This is a genomic window from Caldisericum sp. (genome assembly GCA_022759145.1).
Lineage (GTDB): Bacteria > Caldisericota > Caldisericia > Caldisericales > Caldisericaceae > Caldisericum.
This window is the reverse complement of the sequence record JAEMPV010000013.1, coordinates 1-16,241: the sequence shown is the minus strand read 5'-3', so window position 1 is coordinate 16,241 and position 16,241 is coordinate 1. Positions and strand designations below refer to the sequence as shown.

The window sequence follows — 16,241 nt, the reverse complement described above, 5'->3', positions numbered from 1 at the left end:
GCTGGTTTTCCTTCAACCATATTCGCCTCCTTATTTTATTTTACAACATCTTCATAAATAAACAATATCTCCCCAGATATTTCCATCCTCTACAAAAAGGAAACCTAAACTGGGCATTTGTATTGCAAGAGAACCGGGATTAAAAAACAGCGATTCATTAATATACTTATTCATAGGTTGATGCGTATGCCCGAAAACATAAGCATCGCAATGCTTTTCAAAACTTGCTTTAATCCTCTCTTCAATACCTTTTGGTCCGCCGCTACCATGCGTAAGACATACTCTTAAGCCACCTATCTCCACACTAATCTTATCTTTAAGATGTTCTTTTATCAAAGGTTCGTCCATATTTCCAAAAACTGCATAAACAACCTTTTTAAATGAATTTAAGTAATTTAGAACTTCAATAGAAGTAAAATCACCCAATGCAAAAATCGCATTCACATCCTTTACATATGCGCTTAAATCAGGAATTACTGATATTCTATCTGGAAAATGGATATCAGAAACAACAAGTATCTTAATCATCTTTTAAATAGGTGCACCAAACTCCTCAGATTCCTTACCAAGTCCAAGTCTCTTTAAATGCATCTTTGTGGGTATTCCTTCCTTAGACCATCCCCTTGCCATATAGTATTCGTCAAGCATCTTCTGAAGTTCTTCCTCGGTAACATAATGCCCTTTGCTTACGCCATTTGAGATAGGGTCATGAGTAACTCTATAAGGAAGATAGTCATCTTTTCTCCCAAATCCTTCTCTTACATTGAAGAGTTTTTGGAGATTGTATATACGCTCACCGATTGTCATTATCCAATCAACACCCATTTTTATACCCGTAACTGCTTCTATTCCTTCTAACATTTCATCTTCAAGCCAGAAAAGACTTCTTGAGAACTTACACATTCCAATCGTATCGTAAACGGTCATAAAGTCTTCGCCGGTTTTAACCTCATAGCCTTTCCAGTTTGTAGAAAGTCTATCAACATTTGATAATTTCCAGAACTTGCCGGTTAGTTCTGGTGCATAGATACCACCTGTCAAATGGCATGCTCCTCTTACAGAAACGGCAATTGCAAGAGCCATTCCCTTTAAACCTCTAACATCGTAAGCAGGTGGCTCTAAGCCCTTTACTTCAAGCGCAAATTTGTAAGAATCCTTACCGAGTTTTTGTGAGGCTTCCTTAACACCATTGAACAGAAGTTCGCCAAGTTTTCCTTCTCTTTTTGCGAGTTTTTCCATTGCAGCAACTGCAGCATCTCCGTTGCCAAACCTCAAATCAAGACCATCGGTATCTTCTTTAGTGAGCAATCCTTTCTCGTATGCTTCCATTGCCCAGGCAAGTGTAACGCCTGCAGAAATTCCGTCAAGACCCGCTCTATCACAGATTTCGTTTAACTTTGCCGTTACCTCAATATCCTCTATGCCAAGAACTCCGCCCAATGAGTATAATAGCTCGTATTCAACACCTTCAACTCTCAATCCTGCGTATTTTCCTTCCTTAATAACTATGTGCCTTCCGCAAGGCTTATTACAGTTCGGACACGGATGTAACTTTTCTGTATATTTTGGAGACCAGTAATAGGGGTCAAGGTGTGATTTCCCATCGGGATGTGCTTTAAAACTGTCTTCAAAGTAACTTTGCTGCCAGTTCTTCACAGGGAATACACCAATCTCTTTGTTTACCCACTCATAAAACTCACCTGAACCATATGCCATATCTAATTTCGCAACTTCGCTTCCTATAATTTTTCCATTCCACTTTTTTATTGCTTCTTTGAGTTTTTCAGAACTTGCAACAGGAATATCTTTGGTCCCTTTAACAGCAATTGCCTTAAGCATTTTGCTACCCATTACAGCGCCACCACCAGCACGTGCTGCCTGACGCTCTTCAAAATCAATTCCTGAAATCTTTGAAAGCATTTCACCAGAGTATCCAATAGCGCAAGTGTTCACATTACCATGCTCATTTTTTAAAATCTCCTGAGTCTCGATTGCATCTTTACCCCAAAGATTTGATGCATCCTTCAGTTCTACTTTGTCGTCTTCAATCAAAAGATATACAGGTTTTACGCTTTTTCCTTTAACAACAAGCGCATCGTAACCAGCCTTTTTGAGAGCAACACCAAGATAAGCGCCTGCAATGCTTCTTCCAAATGCATTTGTTAATGGAGACTTAAAAGTAAGGGCAGTTTTTGATGCAGTCGGAAGTCCAGTTCCTACAAGTAAGCCTGGTGCAATAACAAGCACATTCTCTTCCGAAAGTGGATCCAAATGAGGTTGCGTGTAATCAAAAAGTAGTCTTGTTGCAAGACCAAGCCCACCAAGGTACTTAACATAAACCTCTTCAGGAAGAGTTTTTACCTCGACATTACCGTTTGTTAAGTCGACTTCAAGGTACTTACCAAATACTCCTTGCATTTTTCCACCTCCTTTATTTTTCAATAAAACTCTTTATTAATGACACCGCATTTTTAAGGTCATTTAAATCAACTACCTCACCTTGAGTATGAATATAACGAGTAGGAATTGATACCGCTGCAGTTTTTACTCCTTCTTTTGTTATCTGCATTGCAAAGGCATCTGTTGTTCCACCAGTAATAACTTCAAGTTGGTAAGGGATTTTGTTTTTCTTTGAAACTTCAATTAACTCATTTCTAAGTTCAATATTGGTAATCATTCCTCCATCCATAACTTTAATCGCAGGACCTTTACCAAGTTCAAGTGCGTTAAGATGAGGATCAGTGTAATCTAAAGCACTTGTTACATCCACTGCAATTCCAAAATCAGGCGTTATCTCGTATGTGGAAGTCCTCGCACCTTTTACTCCAATTTCTTCTTGAACAGTGAATACAACATAGAGGTCATATTTTAAGTTTTTCTTCTTCACATTCTTAACGAGTTCTATAAGAACGGCGCATCCAGACCTATCGTCAAGTGATGGAGAAATTACTCTATCTCCATTTTGGCTATAAAGAGGATAAAAAATCCCTTCTGTTCCAATATTGATTAGAGCCTGCGCTTCCTTCTTACTCTTTGCTCCAATATCAATAAAAAATTTCTCAACCTTAAGCTCTTTCGGTTCCCAGGGATTATCCTTATCATCGTGATAAACTGTTCCCACAATGCCATTTTCAAACAACACACGGCTTCCTAATAAAAAAGTAGCACGCAAACCACCAATTGAAGTAAATCTTATCAAACCGTTTTTGTCTATGTCGGTTACAATAAATCCAATACTATCAAGATGTGATGCAAGCATCAGTTTTGGTCCATCATGAGGAATATGTACAACAAGATTTCCAAATTTATCTTCGTTAATTTCACAGTCACACTTCTTTAATTCTTCCTTTACAACGCCTTTTACCTTTTCTTCCTTTGATGAAGGTCCAAATGCCTTCACAAGTTTTTCTAAAATATCTTCCATGTTACCCCCTTTATAGCGACTTCAAAAATTCAATTATCAATTTCTTCGTATTCTCGTAATCCGATAACTTAAATAGTGAGACCGGAGAATGAATATATCTTACAGGAACGGCAACGACAAGAACTTTTACACCACTTTTTGTGAGTTGTATTCGTGAAGAGTCGGTTCCTCCAACAAAAACCTGTTTAAATTGATAAGGTATTTTAAGGCGCTCTGCTATCTTTACAAGTTTTTCTCTTAATTTATGGTCAGTTATCACTGAATTGTCCTTTATTGTTATTACGGGACCATTTCCAAGTGTTGTGCACTTCTCATGTTCGCTAACATCAGGGAAATCTGCAGAGATTGTACCTTCAAGAGTAATAGAAATATCCGGTGTATATTTAAAAGCCCCAACGGTTGCACCACGCAGTCCAACTTCCTCTTGAGAAGAAAAAAGCCCAATTAAAGGAAAATTGAACTTCTCCTTAATAATTTCAGAAACAAGAGCACAACCGAGCCTATCGTCAAACGCTTTGCCAATGTAAGTGTCGTCTGAGAGAGACTCAAAAGAAACATTAAATCCTATAAAGTCACCAATATTTACAATTTTTTGAACCTCTTCTTTTGATTTTGCACCAACATCAATAACCATATCCCTTGCACTCTCAACAGTCTTTCGTTCGTTTGCTTCTTGTAAGTGTATTGGCTTAACTGCAACAATACCTTTGACTTTGTTTTTACCAATAACAACCCTTTTTCCTAAAAGAACTCTGTCGTCTATTCCTCCGACTTTGGTAAATTTTACAAACCCATCGTTAGTAAAACCTTTTACAAGAAGCCCCACCTCGTCCATATGGGCATTGAGCATAACCTTCGGTTTCGGAGAATCAAGATTCTTTATAGCAATAAGGTTCTTAAGACCGTCAACTTCGAAACTGTCAACATATCCCTTTATCTCGCTTTTGAGAATTTCTATAACTTCATCTTCAAATCCAGAAACTCCGTAAGCATTACTTAATGCTTTAATAAGTTCAATATTCGCCATTTTGATCACCCAAGGGTTCAAATTCTTCTATAAATAGTTTTAATAATTGAACAGTCTTATCAACATCAAACGGATCAAACATCTCCACAGGCGTATGCATATACCTTATAGGTATGCTAACCAAAGCAGTAGGAATAGAAGACCTCACAAGGCTAATCTTGTCAGCATTGGTTGAAGAAAGGACAGAAACTTCTTTCCCATACGGTATACCGTATTTATCAGCAATAGAGGCAAGTCGATTTGTAAGTTCTCTGTTAACGGAAATGCCAAAGAATATCGCAGGACCTTTTCCTAACTCAAACCCATCATCAGATGAAACTCGATATTGTGTTGCAAACGTTACATCGACTGCAATAGCAACATCCGGGAATATTGAGTAAGTTGAAGTAATAGCACCTAAGCCTGTTAATTCCTCCTGAGAAGAAAATAATGCATACACATTAACCTGGTGTTTTATATTCTTAAGAGATTTTAAAGTTTCTATAAGTGCATAGACGCCAAGTCTGTTGTCAATCGACTTACCGATATAATAATTACCTACTTTATCGAATTGTGGTTCAAAAGTAACATAATCACCTACCGATACCAACTCTTTAACCTCGGTTTCTAAAAGTCCTGTATCCACAAAAAGTCTATCGAATGAAAGCGCGCTGTTCTCTTCACCTGACTTTACAAGATGATACGGTTTTATACCAATAACTCCTTTAATTTTTCTTTTTCCGTGGATAATTACCTTCGAACCTGGTAAAATTTTAGAGTCGATAGAACGTGCGGTAATCTTAACAAAACCATTTTTCTCAATACTTGAGACAACCATAAAAACTTCATCAACATGTGCCTCAAGCATTAAGGTACATTTACCACTCCCTTTTTTAAAAGCAACAATAGAATTACTTTTATCGTGAATCCTTACATCATCAACATAGCCTTTTAATTCTTTCTCTATTATCGGATATATAGATTTCTCATTGCCAGTTGGAGCAAAACTTTCCGATAAAGCCTTTATAAGAGATTCGTCCATACATCACCCGAAAAAGATTTTAAGTTCTCGTTCGGCATCCTCTCTGCTTGATGAGGCATGCACAACATTCTCGGTTAGATACGGTGAAAAATCACCTCTAATACTTCCGGGCAATCTCTTCTCGGGATATGTATCACCCACAAGAATTCTACAATTGAGTATTGCACTTTCTCCCACAATCTTCATAACAACAACAGGACCAGAAATTGAATAATTTATGAGTTTTTCAAAGTAATCTCTCCCCTTATGTTGTGCATAAAGTTCCTCTGCCAACTCTCTTGAAAGCGTTAACATCTTCAAATCGGCAATAGTTAATAATTTCCTCTCAAACCGGGAAATGATTTCTCCAATTAGCCCTCTCTTAACTCCGTCTGGCTTAATCATTACGAAGGTTTCTTCAATCATATTTCCTCCAGTTTATCAAGATACACCTCTTTATCTTCGGGATTATACCCTATTAATTCCGCATATCTTCCAAGTTCGATTATACTCTTTAAAGTTTCTTCTGCATCAGACTCGGACATCTCCTCTTGAAGAATTTCAAGAAGATCTTCTTTATCAATAGAGTTATCTTTGGACTTTATGAGAATGTTAATTACCTTCTTAAAAATAGGTAATTTCTTTAGTGAATCCTTAAAAATGATTTTTCGTTTATTTTCGTCACCTTCAACAAGATCCCTTCCCAAATCTGTTAGGAATACATCTCCTTCTTTAACTTCAACAAAATTCATCATTTGTGCAAGTTTTAGAAGAGAGATTAGTTCATCTGCTTCAATTTCAATGTCCTCTGGAATCATGTAAATGTCAACTTTTCCATCCGAGTCATCCAAATAGACTAACAAACCAATAAGTTTTCCTACTTCTACATACGGCAATGGCGATATGTCATCCATCATTTTCCCTTTCCGGGATTCACCTCCTTACTTAAACTTGAACCAAGTATCATTGAATATATTTTATCATAAACACTGTAAAATTCCTTGCTTTCTCTGTCACGGGGACGTGGTAAATCAATGGATACATCAGCAATAATCTTGCCCGGATGCGTAGAAAGAATAATAATTCTATCAGAAAGATATACAGCTTCTTCTATGTTATGAGTCACAAGAAGAATCGATTTAAGAGACAACTTTTTAGACTCCCATAAATCCAAAATTTCTGAACGGAGGTTTTCTGCAGTTAATGCATCAAGTGCAGAGAAAGGCTCATCCATAAGAAGTAATTCTGGTTCCATAATAAGCGCTCTTGCTATACCAACTCTTTGTTTCATTCCACCAGAGAGTTCTCTTGGGTATGCTTCTTCAAAACCTTCCAAACCCACCATATCAATGTATTTAAAAGCCTTTTTCAATCTTTCCTTAAGAGGAACTCCTCTTGCTTCAAGTCCCAGGGTTATATTCTCAGTAACATCGAGCCAGGGTAACAAACCAAATGTCTGAAATACCATGCTTGTATAGGGATTTATTCCTTTGATTTCCTCGCCTCTGAAGAAAACACTTCCTGATGTTGGTTTCAAAAGGCCAGCAATAATTCTTAAGAGTGTGCTCTTGCCACAACCAGATGGACCAACAAGGCTTACAAATTCATTCTCACTTATATCAAAACTTATGTCCTCAAGTATAACAACTTCTTTATTTTTTAGAGGGAATGTCTGATAAACATTCCTGACACTCAAGAGTTCCATTATGCCTCCATCTTATATCTATCAAGGATTTTATCATAAAGAGGACGATAAACAAAGTGGTTAATCGAGTAGACCATCAATACAAGGCTTACAAGGGCAAGAGTAAAAAGTGCTTTTTCGTTATTGGCGAGAGAAGTATTCAATAGTGCTCCAATCCCCTGAACTGAAAAAGGATGTCCTTTTATATCTATGTATTCAGCAACTACAAGTGCATTCCAAGCACCACCCATAGCAGTAATAGTTCCAGTCAAAAAAGACGGTAGCATTGCAGGAATAAGTAACCTTTTAAGCCTTAAAGTTCCTTTCACACCATAAGAATCAACAACTTCAAGAAGGTCGTTAGGAATAGCCTTTAAGCCACCTAAGACAAGGAAAAAGATATACCACTGCATACCCGTAAGAATAAGAATTATAGATGCAAGTTCAAGACCAAATTTAAACCTCAAAAGAAAGAATAGTAATAGCGGGAAGAAGGAAATTGCTGGTATTGAGGATAAAATTTGGAAAATAGGCAAAACGAAATTTGCAATCTTTTTCCTGTTGTACAAAAAAATTGCTGTTGGGACAGTCCATAAAACTGCAACAACATAAGAGGAAAATACTCTTAGCGTAGAGAAGAAAAGTGCTTTTAATACTGTCAAAATGTATGAAAGTTTAAAAGTAATGACTATGTTATATATTCCCTTAACAGTATAAAAGGCAAAGAATAGCAAGGCGGCAGTTGATACAGCAACAAAGGCATATTTTACAATTTTTTCTATTACTGTAAATATCCTCGATTTGAAATAGCGCCTAAGATTTAGCCTTTCAAACTCTATGTTTTCAAATGGTTTTTTCAAAAAGTTTATGATGGTGCCTATAAAATCCCAAAAGAGAATTACTATATCTAAAACTTCCTTCTCCTCTTCTTCTCCAGGGCTTATCGAATATCTAAATTTCCTTGCCCACTGATTTAGAGGACGCCACATAAACATATCAAGGAAGAGAATCGTTACAGCAAGTGCAAGAATGCCAAGCAATACAAGTCCAATTTTATTTTCCGTTGCAGAAACGAGGATAAAACTTCCAATTCCAGGAAGTCTGAACGATTTTTCGCCAACCGCAAATATTTCAGATGCAACAAGAAAATACCAACCGTTTGACCAGGAAACAATACTATTGGAAATTATTTTTGGAATTGATGCAGGAATATATAACCTCTTCAGTTCCAAAACTCTAAGGGGATCAAAGAACTCATACGCCTCCTGTATATCCTTTGGAATGCCTTTTATGCTTTCGTAAACACCAAATGCTATATTCCACGATTGAGATGTAAAGATTAAAAATATTGCTGCAAGTTCAACACCAATAATTGAGTGTGGAAAAAGAGAAATAAAGAATGCAATTGCAACAGGGAAAAACCCTAATATAGGAACTGACTGCAAAATATCGAGAATTGGTATCATTATTGCTTCACGTCTTGGGCTTGTTGCCGCAAGATAACCATAAGTAAAAGAGAAAAGAAGCGACAACAGATATGCAGAAAACATTCTTACTAATGACCTAAAAATATAGGATGGAAGTGCTGAAACCTTTAAATCTTCAACATATCCTGCTACATTTATTTGATTTCGATAGAAACCATATACGACTCCTACAAGAAGGAGAATTATTGCAAGTTGCAAAATGACTTGTGTTAATGAACGTTTCTCTTTCATCTTTTAAAATGCCGGTGGATTTTCCTCATCAAATTTTTCTTCTGTTTCTCTTATTATTTCGAAAACAACAGTGTTATAAGGGTCAGGACAGGAAACATAAGCCTTATTTTCGTCTTTCTCCCAGGGCAACTTGCCACCATATCTTAATGGCGTTATAAACGGCCAAAGTGAGACAAAAGCCCAACCGCAAAAACTAATTGGAACAGGCTGGCCATTTTCGTTAATTTCAAACTCGTCTCCAACCTTTAGGTTTGCTGCACAAGTGCCTCTTACCTCAACAACCCTTATTTTTATCTTGTATATTGCCATATCATTTTATTTTATCAAAAAATACCTTTTTTCAAACACAAAAAGTCTAATTTTATGTATAATTCAGGTATGAAGAAAGATAATATCGACTCAAAAGTTAAAGAAAAAGTGCTCGGCAAGAAGGCTTATATCTATAATGTAATTATTTCTATTTTGTTTGTTGTGCTTCTTTTTGTTTATTACAAGCTGTTTCCACCGCACACCATAGCGCCAATTCAGTCATTTGACGGAACAGTTAGTTTATTTTACACACCAGATATGGGAAAAACTCCCGTTTTAGATGGCATAAAAAATGCTAAATCATCCATAGATATTGAAGTATACACATTCTCGGATTCAGATATCCTTCAAGAACTTGTAAGTGCTAAAAAGAGAGGAGTTAGGATTCGCGTAATCCTTGAAGAAAATCCATATGGTGGGTACAGCGCAAACAAAGAAACCAAAGACAAACTTTCATACTACGGCATCGAAAACAAATGGAACAACAAAGCATACAATTTTACCCATTCGAAATTTATGATCATCGACAATCGAACAGGCTACATAATGACTCTTAACTTAACGAAATCCGCATTCACAAAAAATAGAGAGTTTGGCGTAATAGTTAACGATGAAAACATTGTAAAAGAACTTTCTAAGATATTTGAAGCGGACTGGAAAAGGGCACCATACAATCCGACCGAAGGAACACCACTTGTTGTGAGTCCTGAAAATTCAAGACAAAAGTTAGAAAGTCTTTTAAAGAGCGCAACAGGAGAAATACTCATTTACGCTGAAGAAATTCAGGATCCCGAAATTATGGACATTCTTAAAAAGAGAAGAGCCTTTGGGGCAGATGTGAAAATTATAATAGCGGATCCACAAAATGTAAAAGATAACGAAGCTGCTATAAGCGAACTTAAAAGATACGGCATAGATATAAAATACATCACAAGCCCATATATCCACGCAAAAGCGATAGTTGTAGATAGAAAATATGCCTTTGTAGGGTCGGAAAATCTCTCAACAAATTCACTTGATAATAACAGAGAGGTTGGAATTATACTAAGCTCTCCTGAAATAATAGACAAATTAAGAGAGGTTTTTTTCTGGGACTTTGCAAAATAAAACTATCTTCCGTAAGTATCTGTAAGGTCTTTTAGCTGGCTGAATTTATCCTCATCTATATCGCTAAATTTGAGTTTAAATCTCCAATTGCCTTTTGCAGTTCCTGGCGTATTCATCCTATAATTTTCGTTAAGCCCAAGAACATCTTGCACAGGGATAATAGAGTATTGTGCTATAGAAGAGTGAGCAAGCCTTATCAAATCAAAGTTTATGGTCTCTAACGTAGGCGTTTTCCCTATGTATTTTTCAAGATAGGCTTTACCATCATTTGGCAGTTCAAATTTAAACCATCCAATAGCAGTATTATGATCATGAGTGCCTGTATAAACAACTGTCGGATTTTTGTAATTATGAGGAAGATATCCATTTTCAGGCGAGCCATCAAAAGCAAACATTAGGATCCTCATATTGGGAATTTTATAATGCTCAATCACTTCAACAACATCTTCGGTAATTAAGCCAAGATCTTCTGCTATGAAAGGCATTTCTGGAAAATTCGCTTTTATGGTATCGAAAAATTCATAAACAGGTACTTTAATCCATTCGCCTTCTTTTGCATTTTCCCTTCCTGCATCAATTGCATAATAGGCAACAAAACCTCTAAAGTGGTCAATTCTTATGATATCAACAAATTTCAGCAAATGCGCAATTCTTCTAACCCACCAATTAAAGCCTGTTTCCTTGTGCTTATCCCAGTTATATACAGGATTTCCCCAGAGTTGCCCATTTTCATTAAAGTAATCTGGTGGAACACCTGCAACCTTTACTGGCAATCCATACTCATTCAAGTTGAAAAGTTCTCTATTTGCCCACACATCAGGGCTATCGAGATCAACATATATTGGGAGATCTCCTATCAAATCTATACCTAAATCATTTGCATACTTTTTCATTTCCATAAACTGTCCGTATGCAACAAATTGTAGAAACTTTACAAAGCGAATATCTTCTTTTAATGTTTCTTTTGCAAGATTGAGAGCCGCTGTATCTCTATTTTTAAATTCAGAAGGCCAATCAAACCATCCAACATTGCCAAACCTTCTTTTCAAAGCCATAAAAAGGGCAAAGTCCTCAAGCCAAAAAGAATTTTCAGCACAAAATGACTCAAATTCATTGCTATCTTTAAAATTTTCGTAGGATTCTCTAAAAGCATCAAATTTATTTTCAATTACCTTCTCAAAATCTACGGTATTAGACTCCTCAATTTCGTACTTAGACAAATCACCCTTTAATAATCCAGAATCTACAAGTTTTTCAATACTTATAAAGAGAGGATTAATTGCAAACGCAGAAACAGAGTGATACGGAGAATTATCAAAGAAAGGCTCAGTTGGCCCTATGGGTAAAATCTGAAATAGTTTTTGATTAGATTTTTTTAGTAAATTAATGAAGTTCTTTGCTGTATATCCTAAATCACCAATGCCATATTTGCTCGGTAAACTTGTAATATGCATTAACACTCCGCTTTTACGTATTTTTTGTTTTTCCATAATAAAACTCCTTAAACCATAAATTTACGCAAGGTAATTTTACAGCAAAAAGAGAAAAGCGCAAAGAATTTAAGTTCTATTTTTGGTAGATTTGCTTAGTGCATCTTTACCTCAGTTCCAAATCTCTTTTTATTTCTTCGATAAGTTTCTCAGTTTTTTCAAGATTTCGGTTTATCATTAGGAATCTTGCACCCATTGAGGCACATTTTCTTGCAGTATAGTAACTAATGCCCGAGGTTGTATAAGTTATCACAACAAGAACATTAAAAGGTTCCTTACAAACTTTTGTCTTTTTAAAACTATTTCTTATCATTTCTATAATGTTAGAAACTTTATGCTGGGGCTAATACTTCCGAACCTTTGAAAAATCTGCCATATCTTATCACTAAAAAATACTTCTCATAAAAGACCTGTAAAGTCTATTTAAGTGAGGTATATTATCAAAAATGTTGCCTCAAAGATCGCAGTAGTCTCTTTGGTCAATTATTAGTCAGATTATAATTAGTTAATGACTAAAAACATGAAAATAAAAATGGCTCCCCGTGTAGGACTCGAACCTACAACCTAGTGGTTAACAGCCACCCGCTCTGCCGGTTGAGCTAACGGGGAACCCGTCTCGCTATATAGAATAGCAAATTTTTGCTTTTTGTCAAGAGGTTAGCCTTTTTTTCTCTCAAGAACAGGACAGAAAAGAGGGATATTTATTCCACAACCTGCACAATTTACGTTTCGACAATCCTCAGTAATTACTTCGTTTATAGCATTCTTGTATTCTCTTAACAGGAAATTTTTTGAAACTCCTGTATCGATGTGTTCCCACGGAAGTTTAGCATCAAGAGGAACTTCATTGAGGTATGCTTCCATCGAAACTCCTTCCTCATCAAAGGCTTTCTTCCATATGTCAAAATTAAAATACTCGCTCCAGGCATCCATCTTTGCACCAAGTTTAAATGCCCTCTCTATCACATTAGAAAGCGCTCTGTCGCCTCTATCAAGAATTACCTCAAGCGCACTCATCTTAAAATCAGAAAAATCAACTTTCACATTTCTCATTCTAAGTTCCTTAAGTAAGATTTTCTTCTTTTCTTCAAGAGATTCAATACTTTCGTAGCGTGCCCACTGAAAAGGTGTATTTGGCTGGGGCATAAAGGGATTTATGCTAAGATGAATTTCAAATGGTTTCTTAAAAGTTTTTACCGATTCACCTAATTTAAGCATTTCTTTTGTTAGTTTGGGAATTTCAAGGACATCATCCAGAGTTTCAGTAGGAAGCCCTATAATGTAATAAAATTTAAGGGTATGGAATCCAAGAGACACTGCTGTTTTAACAACTTCAAGGATCTCCTCGTTTGAAATAGTTTTGTTTATTACCCTTCTTAGCCTTGGAGTTGCAGCCTCTATTGCAAAGGTAAGACTATGGACTTTTTGCTCAAGAATTGCTTCACCTAATTCTCTTGTGAATTTGTCTATCCTCAAAGAGGGTAATGATACTGAGACATTAAAATCCTTTGTCAGTTTTTTAATAAGATTTATTAGTCCGCTCATATTAGAATAGTCATTTGTACTAAGAGAAAGAAAAGTTATTTCTTCGTAACCAGTGTTTTTCAGAACCTCATAAGCATATTTTTCTATAGTTTCAATACTTCTTTCTCTAACAGGTCTATAAACAACGCCTGCCTCACAAAACCTGCAACCACGGGTACAACCTCTGAAAATTTCAACATACGCCTTGTCCATTATTATACTTCCAAGGGGAACAATAGGTTTAGTGGGGAAATAGGAATGTTCAAAATCCCTTATCACATCCTTTACAACCTTTTTACCGTTTTTCTCAACTATAAAATTCCCTTGTTTCTCAAATTCGAAAAACTTTGGCACATATACGCCTTTTATTTTGGAAACTTCCCTTAGAAATTCCTCCTTATTTCTTACATTTCTGCCAAGTTCAAGAATTTTTACGAATGATTCTTCCCCTTCTCCCAGCACAAAAAAATCAATAAACTTAGAAAGAGGCTCAGGGTTATAGGCAGACGTCCCGCCCATAAAAATAATAGGAGATTCTCTTTTTTCAGAATGCAATGGAATTTTTGAAAGATCAAGGATATTAAGAATATTGGTATAGTCAAGTCCCGTTTGAACGGAGAAACCTATAAAGTCAAACTCGTCTAAGGGAATTCTCGACTCAAGTGAAAACAAAGGAATTGAATTTTTACGCAAATACTCTTCTAAATCTGGAAGTGGCAAAAACGCTCTTTCAACGACAACACCATCTAACTCATTGCCAAGATGGTAAAGAATTTTAAATCCGAAAGACGACATTCCGACTTCATAGGTATCAGGATAAACAAGTGCAACTTTAAGGCTATTTGACGTGTCTTTATGGATACTATTGAATTCGTTTCCAAAGTAGTAATAAGGTTTCTTAAACTTTATAAGTTCGTAATCTTTTATCATAGGTTTATCTCATCCTTATAATTATACACACTTACAATGAGCCCCAGTGCAATAAAGTTAACAAGAGCAGAACTTCCACCAAAACTCAAAAATGGCAACGGGATTCCTGTTACAGGCATTATACCCATATTCATACCAGCATTAATAAGAATCTGAAAAAAGAACATAGCAAATACGCCAAGTGCTATAGACCTACCAAAAATATTTTTTGTAGAGTATGCCGCTTTTACACAAAAATACAAAATATAGATGTAACAAAGAAGAATTACAAGGATACCTAAAAAACCCCATATTTCACCAATTGCAGAAAGGATAAAATCAGCATACTGTACTGGGACAAAATTTAGTTTTGACATTGTGCTTCCCTCAATACCTTTCCCAAGCAATCTTCCAGAACCTAAGGAAATTATTGATTGAAGAACATTGTAACCACTTCCTAAAGGGTCTCTATAAGGGTCAAAGAAAGTTAATATTCTTTCAATTTGATACGGCTTAAGAATTTTAGGCAAAAGTGGGATCATGGATAATGCTAACCCTGTAAGCGTTAAGGCATACTTGTAATGAAGGAAAACAAGAACAAAAAAGAAATAAATAAAAACAAAAACAAGAGAAGTGCCCATATCTGGTTGAAGGAAAACAATTACAACATAAGGCAAAAGTAACAATGTTGAATATAAAAATTTTTCAAAATAGTTCCAAATTTTGTTATCGTAAATCCATGCAAAACTTATTATTAGTGATATCTTAGCAAATTCGGACGGTTGAATCGTAAAAAGACCAAAAATATTAATCCACCTTTTTGAACTATTAATTACGGCACCTATCAAAAGAACAATTAAAAGCAAAACAAGAACTGAAACATAAAGAGGGATAGCATAAAACTTGTAAATTCTAAAATTTATCGAAGAGACTATAAAGAATAAAACAAAACCTAAAATAACATATATAAGTTCCTTAGGAACAAAATTTTTAAAACTAATTACATAGAGCGCTGTAAGCGAATAAAAAGTAAGAACAATTATCGATATAATTAATAAATAAGGGACTTTTTTCACTTTTCTTTCTTCTGGGAAATTAATGGAACGATTGCTTCAAAAATATTCTTTTCTTTTGTTCTTTCGAGGTTTATTTTTATTTCGTTTTCTTCTATATCAAAATACTTTGAAAGTACCTTTATAATGTCTTCCTTTAACATTTCAAATTCCTTTGAAGACAATGAAAGCCTGTCCTGAATTAAAACGAGCCTTAGTCTTTCCTCTGCAATTTGGCTTGCACTTCTCTTTTCCCTAAAAAGATTCATGACTCTCTCCTAAACAAGTTTCCAAAAAAGCCTTTTGGTTCCTCGAATTTAATAGGTATTGTTTCTCCTTCGATTCTACGTGCAATAAGAGCAAATTCCTTCGCTGCAGGGGAGCCAGGAAGATAATTTACGAGTATTTCACCTCTGTTAGTAGTTTCTATAATATTTTTATCCTCAGGGATAACTCCAATTGCATCAATTCCCAAGATATCAACTATGCTATCAAAATCAAGCATCTTCTTTTTTGAAACCAAACTCTGGTCGTATCGATTAACAATAAGGCTTATAGAAAATATTCCTTTGCTTTCAATGATTCCAACTACTCTGTCAGCATCCCTTACCGAAGATACATCTGGGGTTGCAACAATAAGTGCCTCTTTTGCAGGCGCAACTGATGATTCAAAACCTTTCTCAATTCCTGCTGGAGAATCAAGAAGTATGTAATCAAAACTACCTTCAAGAGTTGTTACTATGTCTACTACCTTATCAATATCCACATCATCCTTATTATGAATTTGGGATGCCGGCAGCAGAAAGAGATTTTCAAGGTGCTTATCTCTTACAAGCGCCTGGTTAATCTTACATCTCCCTTCTATTATGTCCATAACATTATAAACAACACGGTTCTCAAGCCCCATTACGACATCAAGATTCCGTAATCCAATATCCATATCCATTACAACAACACTTTTCCCAAGTTTTGCTAATGATGCACCTAAATTAGCCGT

Annotated in this window: 17 protein-coding genes and 1 tRNA gene; 1 reads left to right on the top strand and 17 read right to left on the bottom strand. The window is 35.8% G+C overall.

What is annotated here, in order from left to right; all coding sequences use genetic code 11:
- Positions 1-51: 51 nt before the first annotated feature.
- Genes JHC30_00615 through JHC30_00570 form a run of 10 tightly spaced genes read right to left on the bottom strand, consistent with a single transcriptional unit; the run spans position 52 to position 9,162 of the window.
- Positions 52-528, bottom strand: a complete 477-nt coding sequence (locus JHC30_00615) for a YfcE family phosphodiesterase (GenBank protein ID MCI4462662.1) — start codon at positions 526-528, stop codon at positions 52-54.
- Between the two features lie 3 nt (positions 529-531).
- Positions 532-2,418, bottom strand: a complete 1,887-nt coding sequence (locus JHC30_00610) for an aldehyde ferredoxin oxidoreductase family protein (protein ID MCI4462661.1) — start codon at positions 2,416-2,418, stop codon at positions 532-534.
- 13 nt (positions 2,419-2,431) lie between these two features.
- Positions 2,432-3,424, bottom strand: a complete 993-nt coding sequence (locus tag JHC30_00605) for a M20/M25/M40 family metallo-hydrolase (GenBank protein ID MCI4462660.1) — start codon at positions 3,422-3,424, stop codon at positions 2,432-2,434.
- Positions 3,425-3,434: 10 nt separating this feature from the next.
- Positions 3,435-4,451, bottom strand: coding sequence for a M42 family metallopeptidase (locus JHC30_00600; protein ID MCI4462659.1), 1,017 nt, complete (start codon positions 4,449-4,451; stop codon positions 3,435-3,437).
- On the bottom strand, positions 4,438-5,472 hold the full coding sequence (locus JHC30_00595) for a hypothetical protein (GenBank protein MCI4462658.1): 1,035 nt from the start codon (positions 5,470-5,472) through the stop codon (positions 4,438-4,440). Before JHC30_00595 ends, JHC30_00600 begins: the two co-directional genes overlap by 14 nt.
- A gap of 3 nt (positions 5,473-5,475) precedes the next feature.
- Positions 5,476-5,877 carry a nucleoside-diphosphate kinase gene (gene ndk, locus JHC30_00590; GenBank protein MCI4462657.1) on the bottom strand — a complete coding sequence of 134 codons (402 nt, stop codon included), beginning with the start codon at positions 5,875-5,877 and terminating at the stop codon, positions 5,476-5,478.
- A complete protein-coding gene (locus tag JHC30_00585; GenBank protein MCI4462656.1) occupies positions 5,874-6,365 on the bottom strand; it encodes an AAA-associated domain-containing protein in 492 nt (163 codons plus the stop codon). Before JHC30_00585 ends, ndk begins: the two co-directional genes overlap by 4 nt.
- A complete protein-coding gene (locus JHC30_00580) occupies positions 6,365-7,156 on the bottom strand; it encodes an ABC transporter ATP-binding protein (protein ID MCI4462655.1) in 792 nt (263 codons plus the stop codon). Before JHC30_00580 ends, JHC30_00585 begins: the two co-directional genes overlap by 1 nt.
- Positions 7,156-8,853 (bottom strand): ABC transporter permease subunit, encoded by a 1,698-nt coding sequence (locus JHC30_00575; GenBank protein ID MCI4462654.1) that lies wholly within the window; start codon positions 8,851-8,853, stop codon positions 7,156-7,158. Before JHC30_00575 ends, JHC30_00580 begins: the two co-directional genes overlap by 1 nt.
- Before the next feature lie 3 nt (positions 8,854-8,856).
- Positions 8,857-9,162: a TIGR04076 family protein gene (locus JHC30_00570; protein MCI4462653.1), complete on the bottom strand. Its 306-nt coding sequence runs from the start codon at positions 9,160-9,162 to the stop codon at positions 8,857-8,859.
- Between the two features lie 69 nt (positions 9,163-9,231).
- Between JHC30_00570 and JHC30_00565 the strand changes: the two genes are divergently transcribed.
- Complete coding sequence (locus tag JHC30_00565) at positions 9,232-10,269, top strand: hypothetical protein (GenBank protein MCI4462652.1); 1,038 nt, start codon at positions 9,232-9,234, stop codon at positions 10,267-10,269.
- A gap of 2 nt (positions 10,270-10,271) precedes the next feature.
- Here JHC30_00565 and malQ read toward each other — a convergent pair whose 3' ends face one another.
- The 7 genes from malQ to minD all read right to left on the bottom strand — a co-directional run.
- On the bottom strand, positions 10,272-11,759 hold the full coding sequence (malQ, locus tag JHC30_00560) for a 4-alpha-glucanotransferase (protein MCI4462651.1): 1,488 nt from the start codon (positions 11,757-11,759) through the stop codon (positions 10,272-10,274).
- Positions 11,760-11,865: 106 nt separating this feature from the next.
- Positions 11,866-12,072, bottom strand: coding sequence for a hypothetical protein (locus tag JHC30_00555; GenBank protein ID MCI4462650.1), 207 nt, complete (start codon positions 12,070-12,072; stop codon positions 11,866-11,868).
- A gap of 220 nt (positions 12,073-12,292) precedes the next feature.
- Positions 12,293-12,368 (bottom strand) — tRNA-Asn (locus tag JHC30_00550).
- A 48-nt stretch (positions 12,369-12,416) separates the two neighbouring features.
- Entirely contained in the window at positions 12,417-14,213 is a 1,797-nt protein-coding gene (locus tag JHC30_00545; protein ID MCI4462649.1) for a TIGR03960 family B12-binding radical SAM protein, read from the bottom strand.
- Positions 14,210-15,268 (bottom strand): rod shape-determining protein RodA, encoded by a 1,059-nt coding sequence (locus tag JHC30_00540; protein MCI4462648.1) that lies wholly within the window; start codon positions 15,266-15,268, stop codon positions 14,210-14,212. Before JHC30_00540 ends, JHC30_00545 begins: the two co-directional genes overlap by 4 nt.
- The gene (gene minE, locus JHC30_00535) at positions 15,265-15,513 is read right to left on the bottom strand and encodes a cell division topological specificity factor MinE (GenBank protein ID MCI4462647.1); all 249 of its coding nucleotides are present in this window, start codon (positions 15,511-15,513) and stop codon (positions 15,265-15,267) included. The genes JHC30_00540 and minE overlap by 4 nt, the downstream gene beginning before the upstream one ends.
- Positions 15,510-16,241: septum site-determining protein MinD (minD, locus tag JHC30_00530; protein ID MCI4462646.1), on the bottom strand; the 732-nt coding region annotated here is incomplete at its 5' end. The genes minD and minE, both read right to left, overlap by 4 nt.